The sequence below is a fragment of the Nocardia sp. NPDC052566 genome (assembly GCF_044547285.1).
GTDB lineage: Bacteria > Actinomycetota > Actinomycetes > Mycobacteriales > Mycobacteriaceae > Nocardia.
Map to the genome: position 1 here is coordinate 136,909 of NZ_JBIUAF010000006.1, position 17,575 is coordinate 154,483.

The 17,575-nt window shown below is 68.4% G+C and carries 15 protein-coding genes; 8 read left to right on the forward strand and 7 right to left on the reverse strand.

Annotation, left to right across the window (positions count from 1 at the left end; translation table 11 throughout):
* Positions 1–4: 4 nt before the first annotated feature.
* The gene (locus ACIG5A_RS30355; RefSeq protein WP_397246230.1) at positions 5–655 is read right to left on the reverse strand and encodes a DUF4232 domain-containing protein; all 651 of its coding nucleotides are present in this window, start codon (positions 653–655) and stop codon (positions 5–7) included.
* A gap of 257 nt (positions 656–912) precedes the next feature.
* Here ACIG5A_RS30355 and ACIG5A_RS30360 point away from each other — a divergent pair, with 257 nt between their 5' ends.
* Positions 913–1,866 (forward strand): phosphodiesterase, encoded by a 954-nt coding sequence (locus ACIG5A_RS30360; protein WP_397246232.1) that lies wholly within the window; start codon positions 913–915, stop codon positions 1,864–1,866.
* On the opposite strand, the gene ACIG5A_RS30365 is transcribed toward ACIG5A_RS30360, so the two are convergent.
* Positions 1,814–3,283: a stealth family protein gene (locus ACIG5A_RS30365; protein ID WP_397247949.1), complete on the reverse strand. Its 1,470-nt coding sequence runs from the start codon at positions 3,281–3,283 to the stop codon at positions 1,814–1,816. The two genes, ACIG5A_RS30360 and ACIG5A_RS30365, sit on opposite strands and share 53 nt — an antisense overlap.
* Before the next feature lie 493 nt (positions 3,284–3,776).
* Here ACIG5A_RS30365 and ACIG5A_RS30370 point away from each other — a divergent pair, with 493 nt between their 5' ends.
* From ACIG5A_RS30370 to ACIG5A_RS30380, 3 genes are all read left to right on the forward strand, one after another.
* A complete protein-coding gene (locus ACIG5A_RS30370; RefSeq protein ID WP_397246235.1) occupies positions 3,777–4,247 on the forward strand; it encodes a flavodoxin domain-containing protein in 471 nt (156 codons plus the stop codon).
* A gap of 111 nt (positions 4,248–4,358) precedes the next feature.
* Positions 4,359–4,841, forward strand: a complete 483-nt coding sequence (locus ACIG5A_RS30375) for a hypothetical protein (RefSeq protein ID WP_397246237.1) — start codon at positions 4,359–4,361, stop codon at positions 4,839–4,841.
* Positions 4,842–4,916: 75 nt separating this feature from the next.
* Positions 4,917–5,492, forward strand: a complete 576-nt coding sequence (locus ACIG5A_RS30380; RefSeq protein ID WP_397246240.1) for a TerD family protein — start codon at positions 4,917–4,919, stop codon at positions 5,490–5,492.
* A gap of 37 nt (positions 5,493–5,529) precedes the next feature.
* Here ACIG5A_RS30380 and ACIG5A_RS30385 read toward each other — a convergent pair whose 3' ends face one another.
* The 5 genes from ACIG5A_RS30385 to ACIG5A_RS30405 all read right to left on the reverse strand — a co-directional run bounded on the left by ACIG5A_RS30385 (position 5,530) and on the right by ACIG5A_RS30405 (position 11,584).
* Entirely contained in the window at positions 5,530–6,936 is a 1,407-nt protein-coding gene (locus tag ACIG5A_RS30385; protein ID WP_397246241.1) for an MATE family efflux transporter, read from the reverse strand.
* Positions 6,933–7,982: a PLP-dependent cysteine synthase family protein gene (locus ACIG5A_RS30390; RefSeq protein ID WP_397246244.1), complete on the reverse strand. Its 1,050-nt coding sequence runs from the start codon at positions 7,980–7,982 to the stop codon at positions 6,933–6,935. Before ACIG5A_RS30390 ends, ACIG5A_RS30385 begins: the two co-directional genes overlap by 4 nt.
* Before the next feature lie 77 nt (positions 7,983–8,059).
* The gene (locus tag ACIG5A_RS30395) at positions 8,060–9,463 is read right to left on the reverse strand and encodes an alanine racemase (protein ID WP_397246246.1); all 1,404 of its coding nucleotides are present in this window, start codon (positions 9,461–9,463) and stop codon (positions 8,060–8,062) included.
* Entirely contained in the window at positions 9,454–10,464 is a 1,011-nt protein-coding gene (locus ACIG5A_RS30400; protein ID WP_397246249.1) for an ornithine cyclodeaminase family protein, read from the reverse strand. Before ACIG5A_RS30400 ends, ACIG5A_RS30395 begins: the two co-directional genes overlap by 10 nt.
* Entirely contained in the window at positions 10,436–11,584 is a 1,149-nt protein-coding gene (locus tag ACIG5A_RS30405) for a TauD/TfdA family dioxygenase (RefSeq protein WP_397246251.1), read from the reverse strand. The genes ACIG5A_RS30400 and ACIG5A_RS30405 overlap by 29 nt, the downstream gene beginning before the upstream one ends.
* A 303-nt stretch (positions 11,585–11,887) precedes the next feature.
* Here ACIG5A_RS30405 and ACIG5A_RS30410 point away from each other — a divergent pair, with 303 nt between their 5' ends.
* From ACIG5A_RS30410 to ACIG5A_RS30425, 4 genes are all read left to right on the forward strand, one after another.
* Positions 11,888–13,405 (forward strand): ABC transporter substrate-binding protein, encoded by a 1,518-nt coding sequence (locus tag ACIG5A_RS30410; protein ID WP_397246254.1) that lies wholly within the window; start codon positions 11,888–11,890, stop codon positions 13,403–13,405.
* Complete coding sequence (locus ACIG5A_RS30415; protein WP_397246256.1) at positions 13,402–14,703, forward strand: ABC transporter permease; 1,302 nt, start codon at positions 13,402–13,404, stop codon at positions 14,701–14,703. The genes ACIG5A_RS30410 and ACIG5A_RS30415 overlap by 4 nt, the downstream gene beginning before the upstream one ends.
* A 2-nt stretch (positions 14,704–14,705) precedes the next feature.
* Positions 14,706–15,488 carry an ABC transporter permease gene (locus ACIG5A_RS30420; protein ID WP_397246259.1) on the forward strand — a complete coding sequence of 261 codons (783 nt, stop codon included), beginning with the start codon at positions 14,706–14,708 and terminating at the stop codon, positions 15,486–15,488.
* 135 nt (positions 15,489–15,623) lie between these two features.
* Positions 15,624–17,420 (forward strand): ABC transporter ATP-binding protein, encoded by a 1,797-nt coding sequence (locus tag ACIG5A_RS30425; RefSeq protein WP_397246261.1) that lies wholly within the window; start codon positions 15,624–15,626, stop codon positions 17,418–17,420.
* Positions 17,421–17,575: the final 155 nt, after the last annotated feature.

Consider the following 17,575-nt stretch of genomic DNA (forward strand, 5'->3'; position numbering starts at 1 on the left):
TCGCCTATTTGTGCGGGAGCTGGTCGACGCCGCCGAACGGGGCGATGCTGATCGTCTGGCCGGAGCACACCGAGAACTGTTCGCTCGGACCGGAATACAGGTCGATCAGCTTGGTGCGCAGCGGTTCGGTCTCATCCGGCGGGATGACCTGGATCCGGGTGACCGTACCGCAGTCGGCGCCCTTGCCCGACTGGAAGGTGAGGTAGGCGGCCGCCTTGCCGCCGGGGGACAGCTTCTGCTCGGCGATCGAGTCGCCGTAGCGCTTGGCCGTCGCGAAGGTCTTGTCGCCGTTGAGGAAGGCGATGCCCGGATAGCCGTAGATGGTGCAGGTGCGCTGCGACTTGTTGGTCAGCACCACGTAGGTGCCGATCCGGCCCGAGTTGTTCTGCGCACCCGTCACGGTGCTGGCCTCGAGTTCGCTGCTGTGGCACCGGGTGGATTGCGCGGCCTTGGTCGGCGCCGCGGTGGTGTCGGTGTCGGCGGTGTCCGGGGCCTGCTTGGTCGGCTGTCCCGCGCTGGTCTGGCCGCCCGCGTTCGCCGCGCTCGTCGCGCCGGGCGCGGTCGTGGCGGCCGGTTGACCGGTGGTCGAGCAGCCCGCCACCGCGCCGCCGAGAACGGCGGCTGAGCAGATGGCGGCCATCAGGCGTGCACCCATAGGGGAGTCCCTCTCTGCATACCGGAAATTACCGGTACTAACGATCCAACGGATCGGATCGTAGCCGAATATCGCTGGCCGACAGAAGTTTTCGCAGGTCAGGTTGACGTTGCGGCAAGATCACGACACCGAACCCTCACCTACCCGAAAGCATGTCGTCACCATACGTCGGGAATCCCGTCAGTAGGCCTTCGCTATCCTGGCGTTGGAACCCGAAGCCAATGGCGGGCAAACCGCCGGGAGGGACGTTCGGTCCGGTGCACATCTCCAGAGTCGCGGAGCACCCGCGACCGGATCATGTACTTTTCCACTTCAGCGACACCCATTTGATCGCCGGTGACGGTGCGCTGTACGGAGCGGTCGACGCGGACCGCAGGCTGCGCCAACTGCTCGACCAAGCGGTGGCGAGCCGGATCAAGCCGACCGCCATCGTATTCACCGGCGACCTCACCGACCGGGGTGAGCCACAGGCCTACGACAAGCTACGTGCCCTGGTGACGCCGGTGGCGGAACGTCTGGACGCGCCGATCGTGTGGGTGCAGGGCAACCACGACGACCGCGGCGCGCTACGCAGGCGGCTGCTCGGGCGGCGCTCCACGGCCGCCCCGTTGGACGAGGTGCACGTCATCGACGGGCTGCGCATCATCGCGCTGGACACCTCGGTGCCGGGCCATCACTACGGCGAGATCACCGACGAACAGCTCGCCTGGCTGAGCGAGGTGCTCGCCGAGCCCGCCCCGTTCGGCACCATCCTGGCCATGCACCACCCGCCGGTGCCGTGCGTGCTCGACCTCGCGGTTACCGTCGAGCTACGCGACCAGCGCAGGCTGGCGGACGTGCTCGACGGCAGCGATGTGCGTGCGATCCTGGCCGGGCATCTGCACTTCTCCACCTTCGCGACCTTCGCGGGCATTCCGGTCTCGGTGGCCTCGGCGACCTGCTACAGCCAGGACCTCGCGGTGGAGCAGGGCGGGTTGCGCGGGCGCGACGGCGCGCAGGCGTTCAACTACGTGCACGTCTATCCGGACACCGTGGTGCACTCGGTGGTGCCGATCGATCGGGGGCCGACGGTCGGCGAGCCGTCGACCGCCGAGCAGGCCGCCCGCACACTGGCCGAGGCGGGCATCGTCATCCCGCCCGCGGCCCGCATCCCGCATGTCATGCGGCGCCAGGAGCCGACTCCGGAATCGGATGACGAGACGGTGCGCTGACCTGCTCCGCCGACATCGCTTCCCACGGACCGGGATCCGGGAAGTAGCCGGACAGGAAGTCCGAGACCGCCTGCACCCGTTCGGCTTCGGCGACCTCGGGGAAGCTGCCGTCGTTGAGGCAGAAGAAGTCGACGTCGCGGTGTTCGGCGAGCCCGGTCAGCAGCGCGAGCCCGGTGTGGCTCGTGGTGTCGACGTAGCGCATCCGCGCCGCCTCCTGCGGCACCGCGCGCCCGCTGAGCAGTGCGTAGTAGTGGTAGAGCGAGTTGGTGACCGAGATATCGGTGGCCGCACGGAATCGGCTCGCGCCGGTGCGCGCGAAATCGGCCGCGAACTGCTCCTCCATTTCCAGTAGTACGCTGCGCCGCAACGGAACCGGCGTGTGTTCGAGGTGCCGGGTTATCACGTGGCCGAACCGCTCGGCGAGCAGCTGCCTGTTCATCCGCGCGGCATTCTCGAAACCGCTGCGCCGCTCGTTGTTTCGCCCGGGGCCGATCCTGGTGCCCGCCTCGATGAAGCGGCTGATCCCGGCCGGGGTGAAGAACATCGACGGCCGCACCGGCCTGGCGAAGAACATGTCGTCGTTGGAGTACAGGAAGTGCTCGCTGAGCCCATCGATGTGCTGCAACTGGCTTTCCACCGCATGGGAATTGAAGGTCGGCAGCCCGCTCGGGTCGCGGAAGTGGTCGACCGCGCGCACCACGGTCACCCGTGGATGGTCGGAAAGCCAGTGTGGCACCGGGGAATCGGTGGCGATGAAGATGCGCCGGATCCACGGTGCGTTCTTGTGTACCGAGCGCAGTGCGAACTTCAGCTCGTCGATCTGGCGGATCCTGGCGTCCGCGTCGTCGCCCTCGCCGACCACCACCTGGGCGAGCATGCCCGCGCGGCGGGCCCGGAATTCCGGATCGGAGCCGTCGACCCAGGAGAACACCAGGTCGATGTCGAAGCCGACATCGGTGGGCTGCGCGGTGAACATATCGGTGAGCGTCGGCCAGGTGCGGTCGAAAAGCAGCACCTGGGTCACGTCCACGTCGGCGAGGTCGAAGACGGTGCGGGTCAGCGCATTCGGGCGCGGGCATTCGACGGTGTCGCCGTGGTGATCCCACAGTTCGAGGTCGACGTGATGGGCCCGGTCGTGATCGCGCCCGAGCCGGAACACGTTGGGCTGTAACTCCGCGCAGGCGAAGCCCGCCGCGGTCGCGGCCGCGATGACGCGGCGCACCATCGCCCTGTTGGTCGCGTCGGTGGCGAGCGCCAGCCGGTGCCCGCAGTCGCGGACCAGCAGGAACGGCACCTCCGCCGCCGCGAGCTCGCCTCGTAAGTAGCCGAGGTCTTCGATCATCGCCTCCGACACCACCAGATTGCCCGCCGTGGGGCGGACCACCGTGTCGATCATTCCGGAAACCCAAGCCCCCATGTCGGCCATCGCTTTCTCCACATCCATTCCGTCACCGCTGTGATATCCGCCCACACCCGAGGCACCGCGCCGGGAATGCGGTCCCCGGCAACGCATTTCGCGTTGCCGATGGGGGCGCTGTCCCGGTGCGGTCGAAGTCAGAAGTGGGGGACGGTGCCGTGGTGTAGGGACGAATTGATCCGCCGATTCTCAGACGATCGGATAACCATTCGTTTCACCTCACTCACAGCTGGACGCAGAGCGTCATGGGTGTGCTGAGGATCGTTCGCACGCGCGGCGGATCGGCCGAGCGTGGAACGAAGGAACAGCACGCGGGGCCGGACAATCATCGGCCGGCGAAATTTGGCGAAGCCCTGAACTAAGGGCGCTGCTAGGAATGATGCAACGCGCGCGTCGTGGCGTCAATTGGGACACACCGCCCCAATCACGCCCTTGCGCCGCCCTTCGATCTAGTTAGGATAGGCTTACTATATCTCAACGAGAGGAATCGAGCGTGCGCGTCGTCATTCTGTTCGGATCCGAAATGGGCACCGCCGAGTCCGCCGCGGACAGCATCGCGGACGAACTGGCTGCTCACGACGTCTCGGTCTACGACATGACCGACTTCGATCCCGATGACCTCGACGTGCGCGATGTCCACCTCATCGTCTGCTCCACCTACGGCGACGGTGACCTGCCCACCGGCGCCGAGCCGTTCTTCGACGCGCTCGACACCAGGCGCCCCGACCTCACCGGGCTGTGTTTCGCCGTCTTCGGGCTGGGCGACAGCGTCTACGGCGACACCTTCAACCGCGGTGGTGAGCTGGCGGCCGAGAAATTGACCGGCCTCGGCGCCACGCAGTTCGGGACGCACGGCAGGCACGACGCGTCCACCGGAGTGCGGGCCAAGGAGATGGCGCGCGAGTGGGCGGCCGCCCTACCGATTACTGAGGGCATGCTAAGTCCCGCCCTGATAAGCAGCTGAGAGGACTCCGGACAAACGCCGCAGGCTCAGCGGGCAAGGCGCGCACCGTCTTAGACTGACTAACAAGCGCGGCACAGCCCGTCGCGCGCGACGATCCATGAGGTGACGAAGATGGCAGCCGGAGCGAGCCCGATGCAACGTCAAGACCATTCGACCGATCATCCCGAGTTGGACGTATTACCGGAGTGGCCGCAGGAAACGATCGCGGTGCTGGTCACCACCGATCCCGCGCCGCACGCCATCCCGGTGTCCTGGCCCGTGCGCGCCGGGGACAGGCAGATTCTGCTGAGCCTCAAGTTCGATCGCGGTTCGCTGGCCCGGCTGCGCGAGCAGCCCGAGGTCGCGCTGCTGATCCTCGGCGGCGGCGATGTGGCGCTCTGCGCGCGCGGGCGGGCGCGGGTGGTTGCCGAAAAGATGCCGGGAGCCGCCGACTACGTCGCGGTGCGCATCGACGTCGAGGTGATCGATGATCACCGGCAGTCGGCGTTTGCCGTGGCGAAGGGCATTCAACGGACCGTGCTCGACTCTTCCGAGTTGGATGCGCTACAGGGTAGGGTCGCCACGCTGCGCGCCTGGGCCGAGAACCAAAACTGAACCGGTGCAACCGGTCCGGCGCGGGATAATAATCAGGGAGAAAGGCGGCGCGAAGGCGCCGAAGGGAAGGGGATCATGAGCGTTACTTTGGCCAAAGGCGGAAATGTATCGCTGTCGAAGCAGGCGCCGAACCTGACGAAGGTTTCGGTGGGGCTCGGCTGGGACGTGCGCACCACGACCGGCGCCGATCACGACCTCGACGCGAGTGCGCTGGCCACCGGACAGAATCTGAAGGTGTTGTCGGATCAGCATTTCGTTTTCTACAACAATTTGCGCTCGCCCGACGGTTCGATCGAACACACCGGTGACAATCTCACCGGCGAGGGCGAAGGCGACGACGAGGTGATCAACGTCGACCTGTCCGCGGTGCCCGCGACGATCACCAATATCTTCTTCCCGGTATCCATTCACGAGGCCGACGCGCGCGGCCAATCCTTCGGGCAGGTGCGCAACGCCTACATTCGGGTGGTCGACGCCATCACCGGCGCCGAACTCGCCCGCTACGACCTCAGCGAGGACGCCTCCACCGAGACCGCCATGATCTTCGGCGAGCTCTACCGCTACGGCAACGAATGGAAATTCCGCGCCATCGGTCAGGGCTACGCCTCCGGATTGGCCGGTATCGCACGGGATTACGGCGTCAACGTCTGACGCGGAGCTTTTCTCCGATGGCGGCCGGTCGGTGTCTTCACTGGCCGGCCGTCGCCCGTTCGATCGCCTGGTGCGGGAACGCCGCGGCCGCCTTCGCGCTCAGCAGGGCGAAGTAGCGGCGCAGCATGAGCGCGGCGGTGGTGGCCAGTCCGGCGGTGAGGCCCCACCAGACACCGGCCGCGCCGAGGCCGGCCGGGAAGGCGAGCAGCAGCGCGGTGGGCAGGCCGACGCACCAGTAGCCGATCAGCGAGAGCCGGAAGCCGGCATTGGTCGCCTTGAGGCCGCGCAGCAGGCCGGTGCCGATGTTCTGTGCGGCATCGAAGAATTGGAGCACGATGCCGATCAGCAGCAGGGTGTGCGCGATCGGAATCGTTTCGGCCTCGGTGGAATTCAGGAACGGGCGCAGCACCCAGTCCGGCGCCACCGCGTAGACGATGCCGGTGAGCGCCGCGACCACGGCGACATGACGCAGCGCGAGCCAGGCCAGTGCGCGGGCGTGGTCGAATTCGTCGCGGGCGACGGCATGGCTGACCAGGATCGATGCGCCGTGTGACAGGCCGATCGCGACCTGGAAGACGATGTAGATGATCTGGTAGACGACATTGTGCGCGGCCAGCGCCGCCGGTCCGATACTGCCCATGACGAGGGCGAGCACCGAGAACATGCCCGCCTCCGAGCCGTAGGTGAGCGCGATGGGCCCGCCGAGCTTCAGTTCGGTGCGCAGCGTGGCCGGATTGCTCGGCCACGGCCGAAGCGGCAGTGTCGCACCGAGTTCCACGTCGTGGCGCACCATCGCCAGGAAGACGCCGAAGGTGATGAGGAAGACCAGCGAGGTGGCGACGCCGATACCGGTGAGCCCGAGCGCGGGCAGCCCGGCCCAGCCGTGGATGAAGGCAAGCGCCAGTACGAGATTCAGCCCGACCGAGCCGAGCGTCACCAGCAGCAGCGCCTGCGGCCGCTGCATGCCGACCGTGTACTGGCGTAGCACCTGGAACCATAAGCAGGGCAACAGACCCGGCGCGAGCGCGACCATCAGCGGCCGCGCGTCGGCGAGCACACCGGCGTCCTGGCCCATCCAGCGCAGCGCCCAGCCGAGCCCGATCAGCAGCGCACCGCCGAGCAGCCCGGCCAGCGTCGCGATCACGAAGCTGGACCGCACGATGTCGCGGACCTCCTGACCGGCCGAATCTCCGCGCTTACCAGCCGAACTCACCGCAGACGCGATCTGATTGCCGGTGCCGGTGATCAATCCGACGCACATGGTGCGAATCTGGTTGAACAGCACGATCGCCAGGCCGCCCGCGGCCACCTGCCGCACGCCGAGCGTGCCCATCAGCGCGATATTGGTGGTGGACACCGCGATCTGCGCCAGCTGCGTCAGCGCGATCGGTGTCGCGAGCGCAGTCAGCCGCCGTCCATCGGCCCGATACCGCGACAGGTTCACCGCACCTCCACCAGGTCCGCTCGGGTCGACCTGTCGCGGCGGGCGGCCGGGGCGTAGCGGTCGAGCAGCTCGAGCACCTCGCGTTCGGCGGCCGGATCGAGCAGGTCGCGGTCGTTCATCCAGTCGTCGTCGAAGACGGTGTCGAGGTACTTCTCGCCGCCGTCGCCGATGATGGTGACCACCGTCGAGCCGGGCGGGAATTCCTCCATGCGGGTCAGCGCCGCGTGCACCGAACCGCCCGCGGAGCCGCCGATCAGCAGGCCGAGCCTGCTCGCGAGCGCGCGGGCGGTGGCGAAGGCCGCGGTATCGGAGACCTTCACGCCCTCGTCGAGCAGCGAGTAGTCGACGGCGGTGCCGATGGTCGCGCCGGGCGGTGTGCCGGTGCCGGATTGCCAGTACGGTCCGCCCGGTCCGCCGAACGCGATCGAGCCGACCGGCTCGACACCGACCACGTAGGCCGGGCAGCCGAGCTCGCGCAGCCGGGTCGCGGTACCGAACAGCGAACCTCCGGTGCCGACCGCGGACAGCAGGATGTCGACGCGATCGACATCGGCCAGCAACTCCTCGGCGACGGCGTAGTAGCCGACCGCGTTGGCGTCGTTGTTGTGCTGCTCGGTGAAATACGCGTCGGGCAGCCCGGCGGCCATCGACTCGGCCAGGTCCTCCCGTGCCGAGGTGGCCAGGTTGTCGTCGCCTTCGTCGGCGACGAACACCAGTTCCGCACCCATTGCTCGCATCGCGCGCAGTTTGTCCTTACATGCGTGATGATCGACCACTGCGGTAAAGCGATACCCACGTTCGGCAGCTACTACCGCGAGGCCGAGCCCGGTGTTACCGGATGTCGACTCGATGATATGCCCGCCATCGGGCAGCAAACCGCGCCGCTCGGCATCGAGCACCATCGCGCGCGCCATTCTGATCTTGGCGGCGCCGGTCGGATTGAACTGCTCCAGCTTCAGCAGCAGCCTGGTGCCCGAGGCGGTGGTCGCGAGTTCGAAGAGCGGGGTGCGGCCGATCAGATCCGTCACGCGCGTGACGAGCGGCATGGGGTCTCCTCGTTCGTGTCAGAAGGTGTTCGTGGCCGTGCTGGTGCGCGGCGCGGGCGCGAAAGCGGCGGGTCGGGCTATCCGGCGTCCAGCGTCCAGCGCAGCCGATCGCCGTGGCTGTCGTGCAGCACGACCTTCGGCGGAATCGGCAGCTCGTGGAAGGCCGATTCGTTCGAATCCATCTGGTACCCGGCGGTGTTCGGGTACACCAGCAGATCGCCCACCTCGGCGACCCTCGGCAGCGGGATGCGCCGCCAGCTGAGCATGTCCGATTCCAGGCAGGTGGTGGCGCCGACCGCGGTGGGGGTGGGTTCGCCGGGGCGCGGCGGCCACAGCACCGGATCGGGCAGGTATTCGCTGTCGAACCACTGCTCGGACAGGCTCAGGCTGCTGCCGTCCACGGTGAGCAGGTGATAGGGATGGCCGAGCGCGTGGCGAATCTTGCTGCCCTGCACCCGGAACACGGTGCTGCCCGCCCGATCCAGCAGGGCGCGGCCCGGTTCGATGGCGAGCCGGATGCCGTTGTCGCGCAATCGCTGTGCCAGGTTGTCATGGGCGAGAACGGCGTTCAGCATGGCCGGGCCCGGTGTGGGGAAGTGATACGGGTAATACGAGTCGAACGACTTGCCGGAGTGGAACCAGTCGCGGCCGGCCCGCTCGGTGAACTGGGCCCACGCCGACGCGGACACGTAGTCGACGCCGAAACCGCCGCCGATCGAGATGGTGGTCGCCGGATGGCCGAACGCGCGCGCCTCCAGGCACCGCGCGATCAGCTCGTCCGCGAGTACGGAGCGGGCCACCGCGTCATAGCCGGACAGGTGAAAGCTGAAGCCCTCCAGTCGGATCGATGCGGTCGCCCCGATCAGCGATACCGCGCGGTCGAGCTCGTCGGAGCCCATGCCGAAGCGGCTCGCCGAGGCGGCGGGCAGGACACGCAGCAGCACGCGGGCGGGCCTGCCGGGTGCGGTGAGCCGTGCGAGCCGGTCGATTTCGTCGAGGCTGTCCATGGCGATCAACCCACCGTGCCTGGCGGCGAGCCAGAGCAGGTCATCGGATTTGGCGGGGCCGGTGACCATCAGCTCGCCGCCCCGAATGCCCTGTGCCAGTGCCGCGGTCAGCTCACCGATGCTCGCGACATCGACGCCCGCGCCGTTCTCCGCGCACGCGCGCGTGACGCAGGCGGCCTTGTTCGCCTTCTTGCCGTAGTAGATGGCGCCGTCGACCTCGGCGTGCTCGAAAACCGCCTGGAAGCCGCGGATATTGCGGGCGACCCGCACCGGATACATGAGATGGAAGGGGCCGCCCACCGCGAAAGCGATGTCGCCGAGCAGATTCGGATCGCCGAGCACGCGGCGCTCCCACTCGTCGGCATGCGACGGCAGCGCGATCGCCGTGATACTCGTGCGATTGGCGCACGAGTCACCCAGGATCACCGTCGCAGCCTCCTCACCGAGCCCGATCGCGCCGGTCTCTAATCCCACAGGGGCACCTCCGTGCCACGGCCCTGGGCGATGGCGCGTTCGGCGAGTGCGTGTGCCACCGCGATATCGGTGAGCACCAGACCACTGTTGTAGACGAAGATCTTCTCGTCATCGGAGCGGCGCGCGATGGCGCGCCGGTTCAGTATCTGCGGTAGTTCGGCGTCGACGCCGCGCAGCACGCCGTCGGGGCCCGCCATGTCGGTGCCGGTGAGCGTCATCTGCTCGGCGCTGGTGGCGACGACGCGATCGGCGTCGATCAGCGCCGACGGCGCGAGGCCGTAGCCGACGAGCACGGCCACCGAACCCGGTGCGAGATCGGCGGATTCGATGGCGACCTCGGTGCCCGGCCCCGCGGTCGCCAGCACCACGTCGGCCTGGCTCGCCGCCGCGCGCGGGTCCTCGACCGTCTCCAGAATGGCGTGCGGGTAGTGCACGGCGAGGTTCTCGCGCACCGCCTCCATGCCATCGGGATGGGTGCCGTACATCATCAGCTTGCGCAGCTGCGGGTTCGCGGCGAGCAAGTGCGGCAGGGCATTACGGCCCTGGGTGCCGGTGCCGATCAGCAGCACGCTCTCCGCGTCCTGGCGCACCGTCTCGCGGACGAGCAGCGCCGACACCGCGGGCGTGCGCAGCGCGCCGACCCGGGAGCAGTCCATCATCGCGATCGGGGCGCCGGTGGTGTCGTCGTAGAGCGTGATGGTGGTGTAGTAGCGCTTGGTGCTGCGGTCGTGGCCGGGATCGAATTTGTAGGAGGTCTTCATGGCCACCACGCGGCGGCGGCCGTCCCGGCCGAGCATGGCGTAGGCGACCGACCAGCCGTCCGGGTTGGCGACGCTGAGCTTGCGCGGATTATCCGAATCGCCCGCGGCGAAGGCGAGATACGCCTCCTCGACCGCGCGCACCACCGCGGCCGGGGTGATCGGGACGGTGGCGAGATCACTGCGGCTGAGTACACGCAGGGGTGTGCTGCGATCACGAGTGTTCAACGGGTCCTCGATCATGATGTGCTGCCTCTGCCGATGGTGCGGTCATTCGGGCCGGTTCGCCGCCGTTCCGGCGAAACGGCGCGACGATCCGCTGCCCATAACCATTCTCCTCGGTCTCCTCGGCCCGCCGCCGACGTTCCGGCAGCCGGATGTTGACGCGCTTGAGCCAGCGGTCGGTGCCGTCGTACCGAGCCGTGAACGGGACGCGCCCGTGCACCGCGACATCGTTGTCGACCAGCAATACCTCACCGGGCGCCAGCGCGGCGGTCATGCTGACCCGCTCCAGTTCGGCGGTGAGTTGTTCGTAGGCGCAGCGGAATTCGGGATCCGCGTCGTCGAGCGGGGTGTAGGCCGGGTCGTAGCGCAGCGTCAGGCCTTCGGCCTGGTCGGCGTGCCATAGCGTCGGTAGCGGTGGCGGCGCGTACTGCTCGTGGCCGCTGCCGTAGGAGACGTCGGGCAGGATCGGCAGGGTCGGGGTGCTCAGCAGCCGCCGGTGCTCGGCGTCGAGCTCGACATGCCGCACCGAGGAGACGGTGGTGCCGACCCGATCCGGATTGCGCAGGCAGGCCAGCATCAGCAGGTGCGCGCGCTGCGGATGGAACGCGTCCTCGGTATGCGGGCTCAGCAGTGTTTTGCTGCTGGCTCCGGACTGTTCGTGCTCGTGACCCGCGGCGGGGACGATGTTGTTCACCAGCCGCCCGTCCTGCTGCCCGTGCCAGCCGAACGGCTCACCGGCGCTGCGGGCCAGCAGCAGCATGACGATATCGAGTTCGAAGGAGCGGCAGCGTCGCGTCGCGTCGCGGCTCCAGCTTGCCGCGTCTTGCCAGCTCGGCGGGGTCGGGCCGAATTCGTCGTCGGTCAGCGGCAGGCCGCGCACGATGGTCGCGCCCGCCGCGGTGGCGGGCGGGCGCATGGCGACGGCGACCTCGGCGGGCAGGTCGGCGACCCTGGCATCGATGCGCGCGAGCAGTGCGGGGTCGGCGAGTGCGCGCACCGTGCCGTCGGCCGGGGAGTCGAGTGTGGTACACATCTCCCGCGCGAGCTCGCGCACCGCGCGCCCGGCGGCAGGGGGCAGCTCGCGTCGTTCGATATCCAGCCGGTGAAGCGTCTTACGTTCGGAGAGAACGCTTTTCACCAAGGAATCCCTTCTTCGCATCGGGTCGAAAGCGGGGGGTGACGATTCGCTCTGCGAAGTTAGCGCCTCCGGTCGCGTTAAGCAAGGCTTACCTAAGCGACACGCCAGAAATAGCGGATGCGCATGAGAAGGGTAAAGGTCGGCCGAAGGTGGCGTGGCTATTTCGCAGCATCGATGAATTGATGTCAATCCGCCGCTACGGCAGGGATGTTCGCCGCTATTCCAGCTATATTTAGGCTAGCCTGTCCTAGCTCTGATCGGCACGGGATGCGATCGTGCGAGGTATTCGAGGAAGGCAGCGGGATGGGATTGAACCGGCGACAACTCCTGTGGTCGGGACTGGGAGTCGGCGCGGCCCTGCTGGTCGCCGCGTGTTCGGACGGCACATCGCCCGGCGGGCCCGCGCGGCGCGGCGGCACACTGCGGGTCGGCGCGCTCGGCAGCGCGTCGCGGATCGAGCGCGATCCGCACGGAAATCTGAGCAACGACAGCGATTTCCTGATCACCTCGCTGATCTACGACCCGCTCACGGTTCCCGGCGCCGATCCGAATGTCATGCCGCGGTTGGCATCTCGCTGGGAGCCCGACGCCGCGCGCCGCCGCTGGACCTTCACCCTCGCCGACGGCGCGACCTTCCACGACGGCACGCCGGTCACCTCCGCCGATGTGGTGTGGTCGCTGCGCAGGCTGCGCACGGTGGGCGGCGCGTCGAAAATGCCCGCCGCCGTCGAGGACATCACCGCCGACGGCCCGAACCGGGTGATCATCGCGCTGCCGGAGCCGAATACCCAACTGCCACTGCTGATCCGGCTGATGACGTTCACCGTCAAACAGGACACCACCGACTTCGCCAAGGCCATCGGCACCGGTCCCTTCCGGCTCGAGTCCTACCAGGGCGGCAATGCCAGGCTGGTGCGCAACGAGCGCTGGCACGGGCCCGCGCCGCTGCTCGACGCCATCGAGGTGACCATGTTCGACAGCGTCACCGCGCTCGGCAACGCGGTACTCGGCGGGCAGATCGACCTCGCCTCCAACGTCGGCGCCATCGCGGGCCGGACCGCTGAGGGGCGTGGGGACCTGCGAGTCGTGCGGCGTGCCGACGACACCATGCTCGGTGTGGCGATGCGCAGTTCGGACGGCCCGTTCGCGGATCAGCGGGTGCGCGCGGCGCTTCGGCTCGGCGTCGACCGGAAAGCGCTGGTGAGCCAGGTGCATTCGGGCTACGGCACGGTCGCCAACGACATACTCGGCACCGCCGACCCGCGCTACGACACCGCCATCGCCCAGCGCGGGCGCGACCTCGATCGCGCGAAATCCCTACTGCGCGAAGCCGGATTCGACACCGGCCGGACCTACCAGTTGGTGACCAAAGCCGAGGTGCCCGGCGAGGTGGAATCGGCGAAGGTGATCGCCACCCAGCTGGCCGACATCGGCGTGCGGCTCGAGGTGGTGACTCAGGAGTCGAACGCCTTCTACGACCAGACCTGGTTGAAGGCGCCGCTCTACACCGTGTCATGGGGCACCAACGATTCCGTGCTCTTCCTCGCCGCCAAGGTGATGACCTCGGCCTCCAACCGCAACGAAACCGCGTTCAAGGACGCCGAATTCGATGCGGCGACGGCGAAAGCGCTTGCCGCGGGCAGTGATGCCGACTACGTCCAGGCCTGCCGCGACGTGCAGCGGATCCAGCACGAGCGGGGCGGCTACCTGGTGTGGGGCATGGCCGACGGCATCGACATCGCCGCCGCCAAGGTGCGCGATCTGCCGACCCTCGGCGGCTTCGCCAGGGTGCAGCTGGAACGAGCCTGGCTGGCGGAGTGATCTCCTTCGCGCGGTTACTGATTCGGCGCATCGGCCTGCTGATCGCGCTACTCGCGGCCGTATTCGTCGCGGTCGACCTGCTCCCGGGCAACACCGCCCGCGCGGTACTCGGCCGCGACGCCACACCGGAACAGATCGCGGCGAAGGAACACCAACTGGGCCTCGATCGGCCCCTCCCCACCCGCTTTCTCGACTGGATATCCGGCGTAGCCACCGGCGATTTCGGCACCACAGCCCGCGGCCGCCCCATCAACGACCTACTCGCCGCCAAGTTCCCGCCGACGCTATTGCTCGGCGGCACGGCTTTCGCGCTGACCGTGCTCGCATCACTACTGCTCGGCGCCTGGTGGGCCAGCTCCACACCACCACTAGGTCGCGGATCGACCGGGACGGGTGGTGTTGCGCTCGAGGGCGGTGTGTCGGCTGCGCCGCGAGTAGCGATCGATAGTGAGAAGGTCACGGCCGGATGGTGGCGTGCGGCGCCGGGGCGCGGTTCGGCTGCGGCGGGTGGTGCGGCTCAGGAAACGGTTCGGGCGGTGGTCGGCGGTGAGAGGGCTGCGGCCGGGTGGTGGAATGCGGCACGAGGTCGGGGCTCGGCCGCGTCCGGTACTGAGGTGGCCGGCTTGCGGCGCGCGGTGCAAGAGCCCGCATCCGGCAGCGCGCGACGAGGCACTGTGGCGTTTGCGCGAGGTGCGGGTGGCCGCGGTGCGGCGGTGGCCGCGGTGCGGCGTGCCGGGGTGGTGTCGACGCGAATGTTGCAGCCGGTCACGACCATTGCCGCGGCGGTTCCCGAGTTCGTGGTGGCGACGGTGCTGATCATGGTGTTCGCGCTCGGGCTCGGGTGGCTGCCCGCTGTCACGATGACCGGGCGGTCGGGGTTTCCGGTGAGTGCGGAGATGGTGGTGCTGCCGGTGCTCGCGCTGGCGATTCCGCAGATCGGCTGGAACACCAGGGTGGTGCGCGCCGCGCTGGTCGATGCCGCACGGGCGCCGCATGTGGAAAGCGCAGTGCTGGATGGGATTCCGGGCTCGGCGGTGATGACCCGTCATATCCTTCCGTTCGCGTTGCCGACCATTGTCGCGAGCTTCGCCACCACGGTAGGCATGTTGCTCGGCGGATCCCTGGTGGTGGAGACCATCTTCAACTACCCGGGTCTCGGTGCGCTGCTCGCCGGTTCGGTTGCCGATCGCGATACGTCCCTGGTGGCGGCGGTGGTCGCGCTATCCGGTGCGGTCATCATGCTCATGTTGGCCATGGCCGATGGGATCCGTGCCTGGTCACTCCGGGGGCGCCGATGAAAATGACACGGTTGTGGGTGGTGCTGCCCGCGGTGGCGGTGGTTGTGCTGGCCGTGCTCGGGCCGGTGCTCGCGCCGCGTTCGGCGGAGGCGGCGGTCGGTATTCCGTTCGCGCGGCCCGGCGCCTCGGGGGTGCTCGGCACGGATCGGCTCGGGCGCGATGTGCTGAGCCAAGTGATGTACGGCGGTTGGGGATTGCTGCTGCTGGCCGCGGTGATCGCGGTGCTGGTGACGGCGCTGTCGGGTGTGCTCGGTACTGTCGCGGCGCTGCGTCCACGGATCGGGGTGGTGATCGAACGGTGCACGGACTTCGTGATCCTGGTGCCCGCCGTACTCGGCATCCTGCTGGTATTGACCTCATGGCCGGACGCGGGAATCTATGGACTGGTCGTCGTCGCCCTACTGTTCGGAACCCCGTACTGCGCCAGAGTTTTCACCGCTGCCGCCGCCGGAGTAGCGGCCAGCGGTTACGTCGAGAGCGCGCAAGCGAGCGGTGAAACGTTGGCCCACTTGGTCTTCCGTGAAGTGATCCCCAACCTCCGCGAGGTACTCGCCACCCAGCTCGGCCTCCGCTTCGTGGCCAGCGTCTACCTGGTCAGCACCGCCTCCTTCCTCCAACTCCCCACCACCCTCGGCGCGACCAACTGGGCCGTCATGATCCGCGAGAACTCCTCGGGCACCCTCCTCAACCCCTGGTCCGTCCTGGCCCCCAGCCTCGCCATCGCCACCGTCGCCGTCTGCGTAAACCTCGCCGTCAGCGCCTTCGGACGAGAGGACCACCCATGAGCCACCACCTGCTCGCCCGACCCGGATTCCGCCGAGCGCAGTCGAATGGCCCTGCGACACGCCGTAACCGACGGCCATTCGACTGCGCTCGACGTCGGGGTCGGCCGACGGGGAGTGGTGGTGTGCGGAGTGGTGATGGGTGAGCGGACTATGGGCGCGGCGGGGCATGACATGCGCGAGAGTCAGGGCGCTGTGATCGGCGAAGTGGATGAGGTGCCGGGAGTCGCCGGTTCGGCTGGCACTTCGCTCGACGGCTCTGAGCCGGGCGATATTTCGGTGGTGGTCGACGGGCTGACTATTCGCGCAGCCAACGGACAGGAGTTGGCCGGGCCGGTTACGTTCCGGATGGCGGCGGGGTCGGTGACGGCGCTCACCGGGCCTTCGGGGTCGGGGAAGACGACGCTGATGCGAGCGCTGCTCGGGCACCTGCCGTCGGGGTCGGTGCGAGCGGCGGGGTCGGTGACTGTTGCCGGTCACGACGTCTTCGCGCTGGACAGTGGTGCGCTGCAACGGTTCCGGCGCAGCTGCATCGCCTATGCCGGTCAAGATCCAGGTTCCGCGCTCAATCCGATGATGCGGGTGCACTCCTTGCTCGGGGAGGTCGCCCGCGGTGTCACCCGCGACGCGATGGTCGAAACGCTGGAACTGGTCGGGCTTTCCGCCGAGCATCTGCGCAGGCGGCCGGGTGGCCTCTCCGGCGGGCAGCAGCGGCGGGTAGCGCTGGCCCGAGCCCTGCTGCGGAACACCGCGGTGCTGGTGTTCGACGAACCCCTGGCGGGGCTACACGGCGCACTCCGCACCGACATCGCCCATCTACTCACCGAAATCGCCACCGAGCGCTCCGTCGCGATCCTGCTCTCCGGCCACGACACCGCCCTCGTCCACGTAATCGCCGACCAGGCAATCGAACTCGGCCTCTCCGGCAGTCCTCGGCCATCGACTTCGGACCGCAACACCACCCACGCCGCTCGAATGCTGGACCTGACCGAGGCGGACCGCGACGAACCGCCTCAGTCGCGCGAAATTCGCCTGTGCGCCACGGGGATCGGGGCTTCAATCGATGGATATGAGGTGCTCCGCGAGGTCGACCTCCAGGTATCGGCCGGGGCGGCGGTCGCGGTGGTTGGTGCGTCGGGGGCGGGTAAGACCACGCTCGCGCGTGTTCTCGCGGGGCTGCATCAGGATGCGACCGGATCGTTGCAGGTGCGCGGCGAGCCGATTCCGGTCGGGGGCGCGCGTCGGCTCGGGAACGGCGGCAGTTGGATTCGGCTCGGGCGCGGCACCCGGCGGGGGACCGGTCGCCGTGGTCCCGGGCATCAATCCGAAGGCGGTGGCGTCGGTGCGCAGGCCGGAGTCGTTGATGGTGGGCTTCCGTTCAGGCCCGGCGGCGGGTTGTGGCCCGGCGGCAACGGGCACCGGGGTGGGCGGGGCGGCAACGGGATTCAATTGGTTACGCAGAATCCTTTGTCGGCGCTCAATCCGCGGCGGACAGTGGCGCAGACGCTCGGCAGGCCGTTGCGCAGGTTCGGGAAGGTGCCGAAACGGGATGTGGGGGAGCGTGTTCGCGAATTGCTCGGTGCAGTCGAGTTGGCGCCGGACTTGGCGGGGCGGTATCCGCATGAGCTGTCCGGTGGGCAGCGGCAACGGGTTTCGCTGGCCAGGGCGCTCGCCGCCGAGCCCGCGGTACTCATCTGTGATGAGATCACCTCCGCGCTCGATCACGAGACGGCGGCCGCGATCATGGGCCTGCTCGATCGCATTTGTATCGAACGTGGCACCGCCCTGGTGGTGATCACCCACGACATGTCCCTGGCCGCCGCCCACTGCGCGCATATCGTCGTGCTCGACCACGGCCGCGTCGTCGAATCGGGCGACACCGCGACCGTGCTCGCGGCGCCGACCCATAACGCCACCCGCGAACTGCTCGGCTAGCGCAGCGGCCAGCGAACTCCTGGGGCAATCCCGTCGAGCGCAGTCAGATGGCCCCAGTTACGGCGTGTCGCAGGGCCATTCGACTGCGCTCGGCGGACGTCGAACTGGGGAGGTGGCGGGCTGGCCTCGATCCGCAGATCAGGTGATCGACGCAA

What these genes read in the sequence shown, in the direction of transcription:
- ACIG5A_RS30355 (WP_397246230.1), bottom strand. Translation starts at nt 655, where the DNA reads ATGGGTGCACGCCTGATGGCCGCCATCTGCTCAGCCGCCGTTCTCGGC.
- ACIG5A_RS30365 (WP_397247949.1), bottom strand. Translation starts at nt 3,283, where the DNA reads ATGGGGGCTTGGGTTTCCGGAATGATCGACACGGTGGTCCGCCCCACG.
- ACIG5A_RS30375 (WP_397246237.1), top strand. Translation starts at nt 4,359, where the DNA reads ATGGCAGCCGGAGCGAGCCCGATGCAACGTCAAGACCATTCGACCGAT.
- ACIG5A_RS30380 (WP_397246240.1), top strand. Translation starts at nt 4,917, where the DNA reads ATGAGCGTTACTTTGGCCAAAGGCGGAAATGTATCGCTGTCGAAGCAG.
- ACIG5A_RS30390 (WP_397246244.1), bottom strand. Translation starts at nt 7,982, where the DNA reads ATGCCGCTCGTCACGCGCGTGACGGATCTGATCGGCCGCACCCCGCTC.
- ACIG5A_RS30400 (WP_397246249.1), bottom strand. Translation starts at nt 10,464, where the DNA reads ATGATCGAGGACCCGTTGAACACTCGTGATCGCAGCACACCCCTGCGT.
- ACIG5A_RS30410 (WP_397246254.1), top strand. Translation starts at nt 11,888, where the DNA reads ATGGGATTGAACCGGCGACAACTCCTGTGGTCGGGACTGGGAGTCGGC.
- ACIG5A_RS30420 (WP_397246259.1), top strand. Translation starts at nt 14,706, where the DNA reads ATGACACGGTTGTGGGTGGTGCTGCCCGCGGTGGCGGTGGTTGTGCTG.
- ACIG5A_RS30425 (WP_397246261.1), top strand. Translation starts at nt 15,624, where the DNA reads ATGGGTGAGCGGACTATGGGCGCGGCGGGGCATGACATGCGCGAGAGT.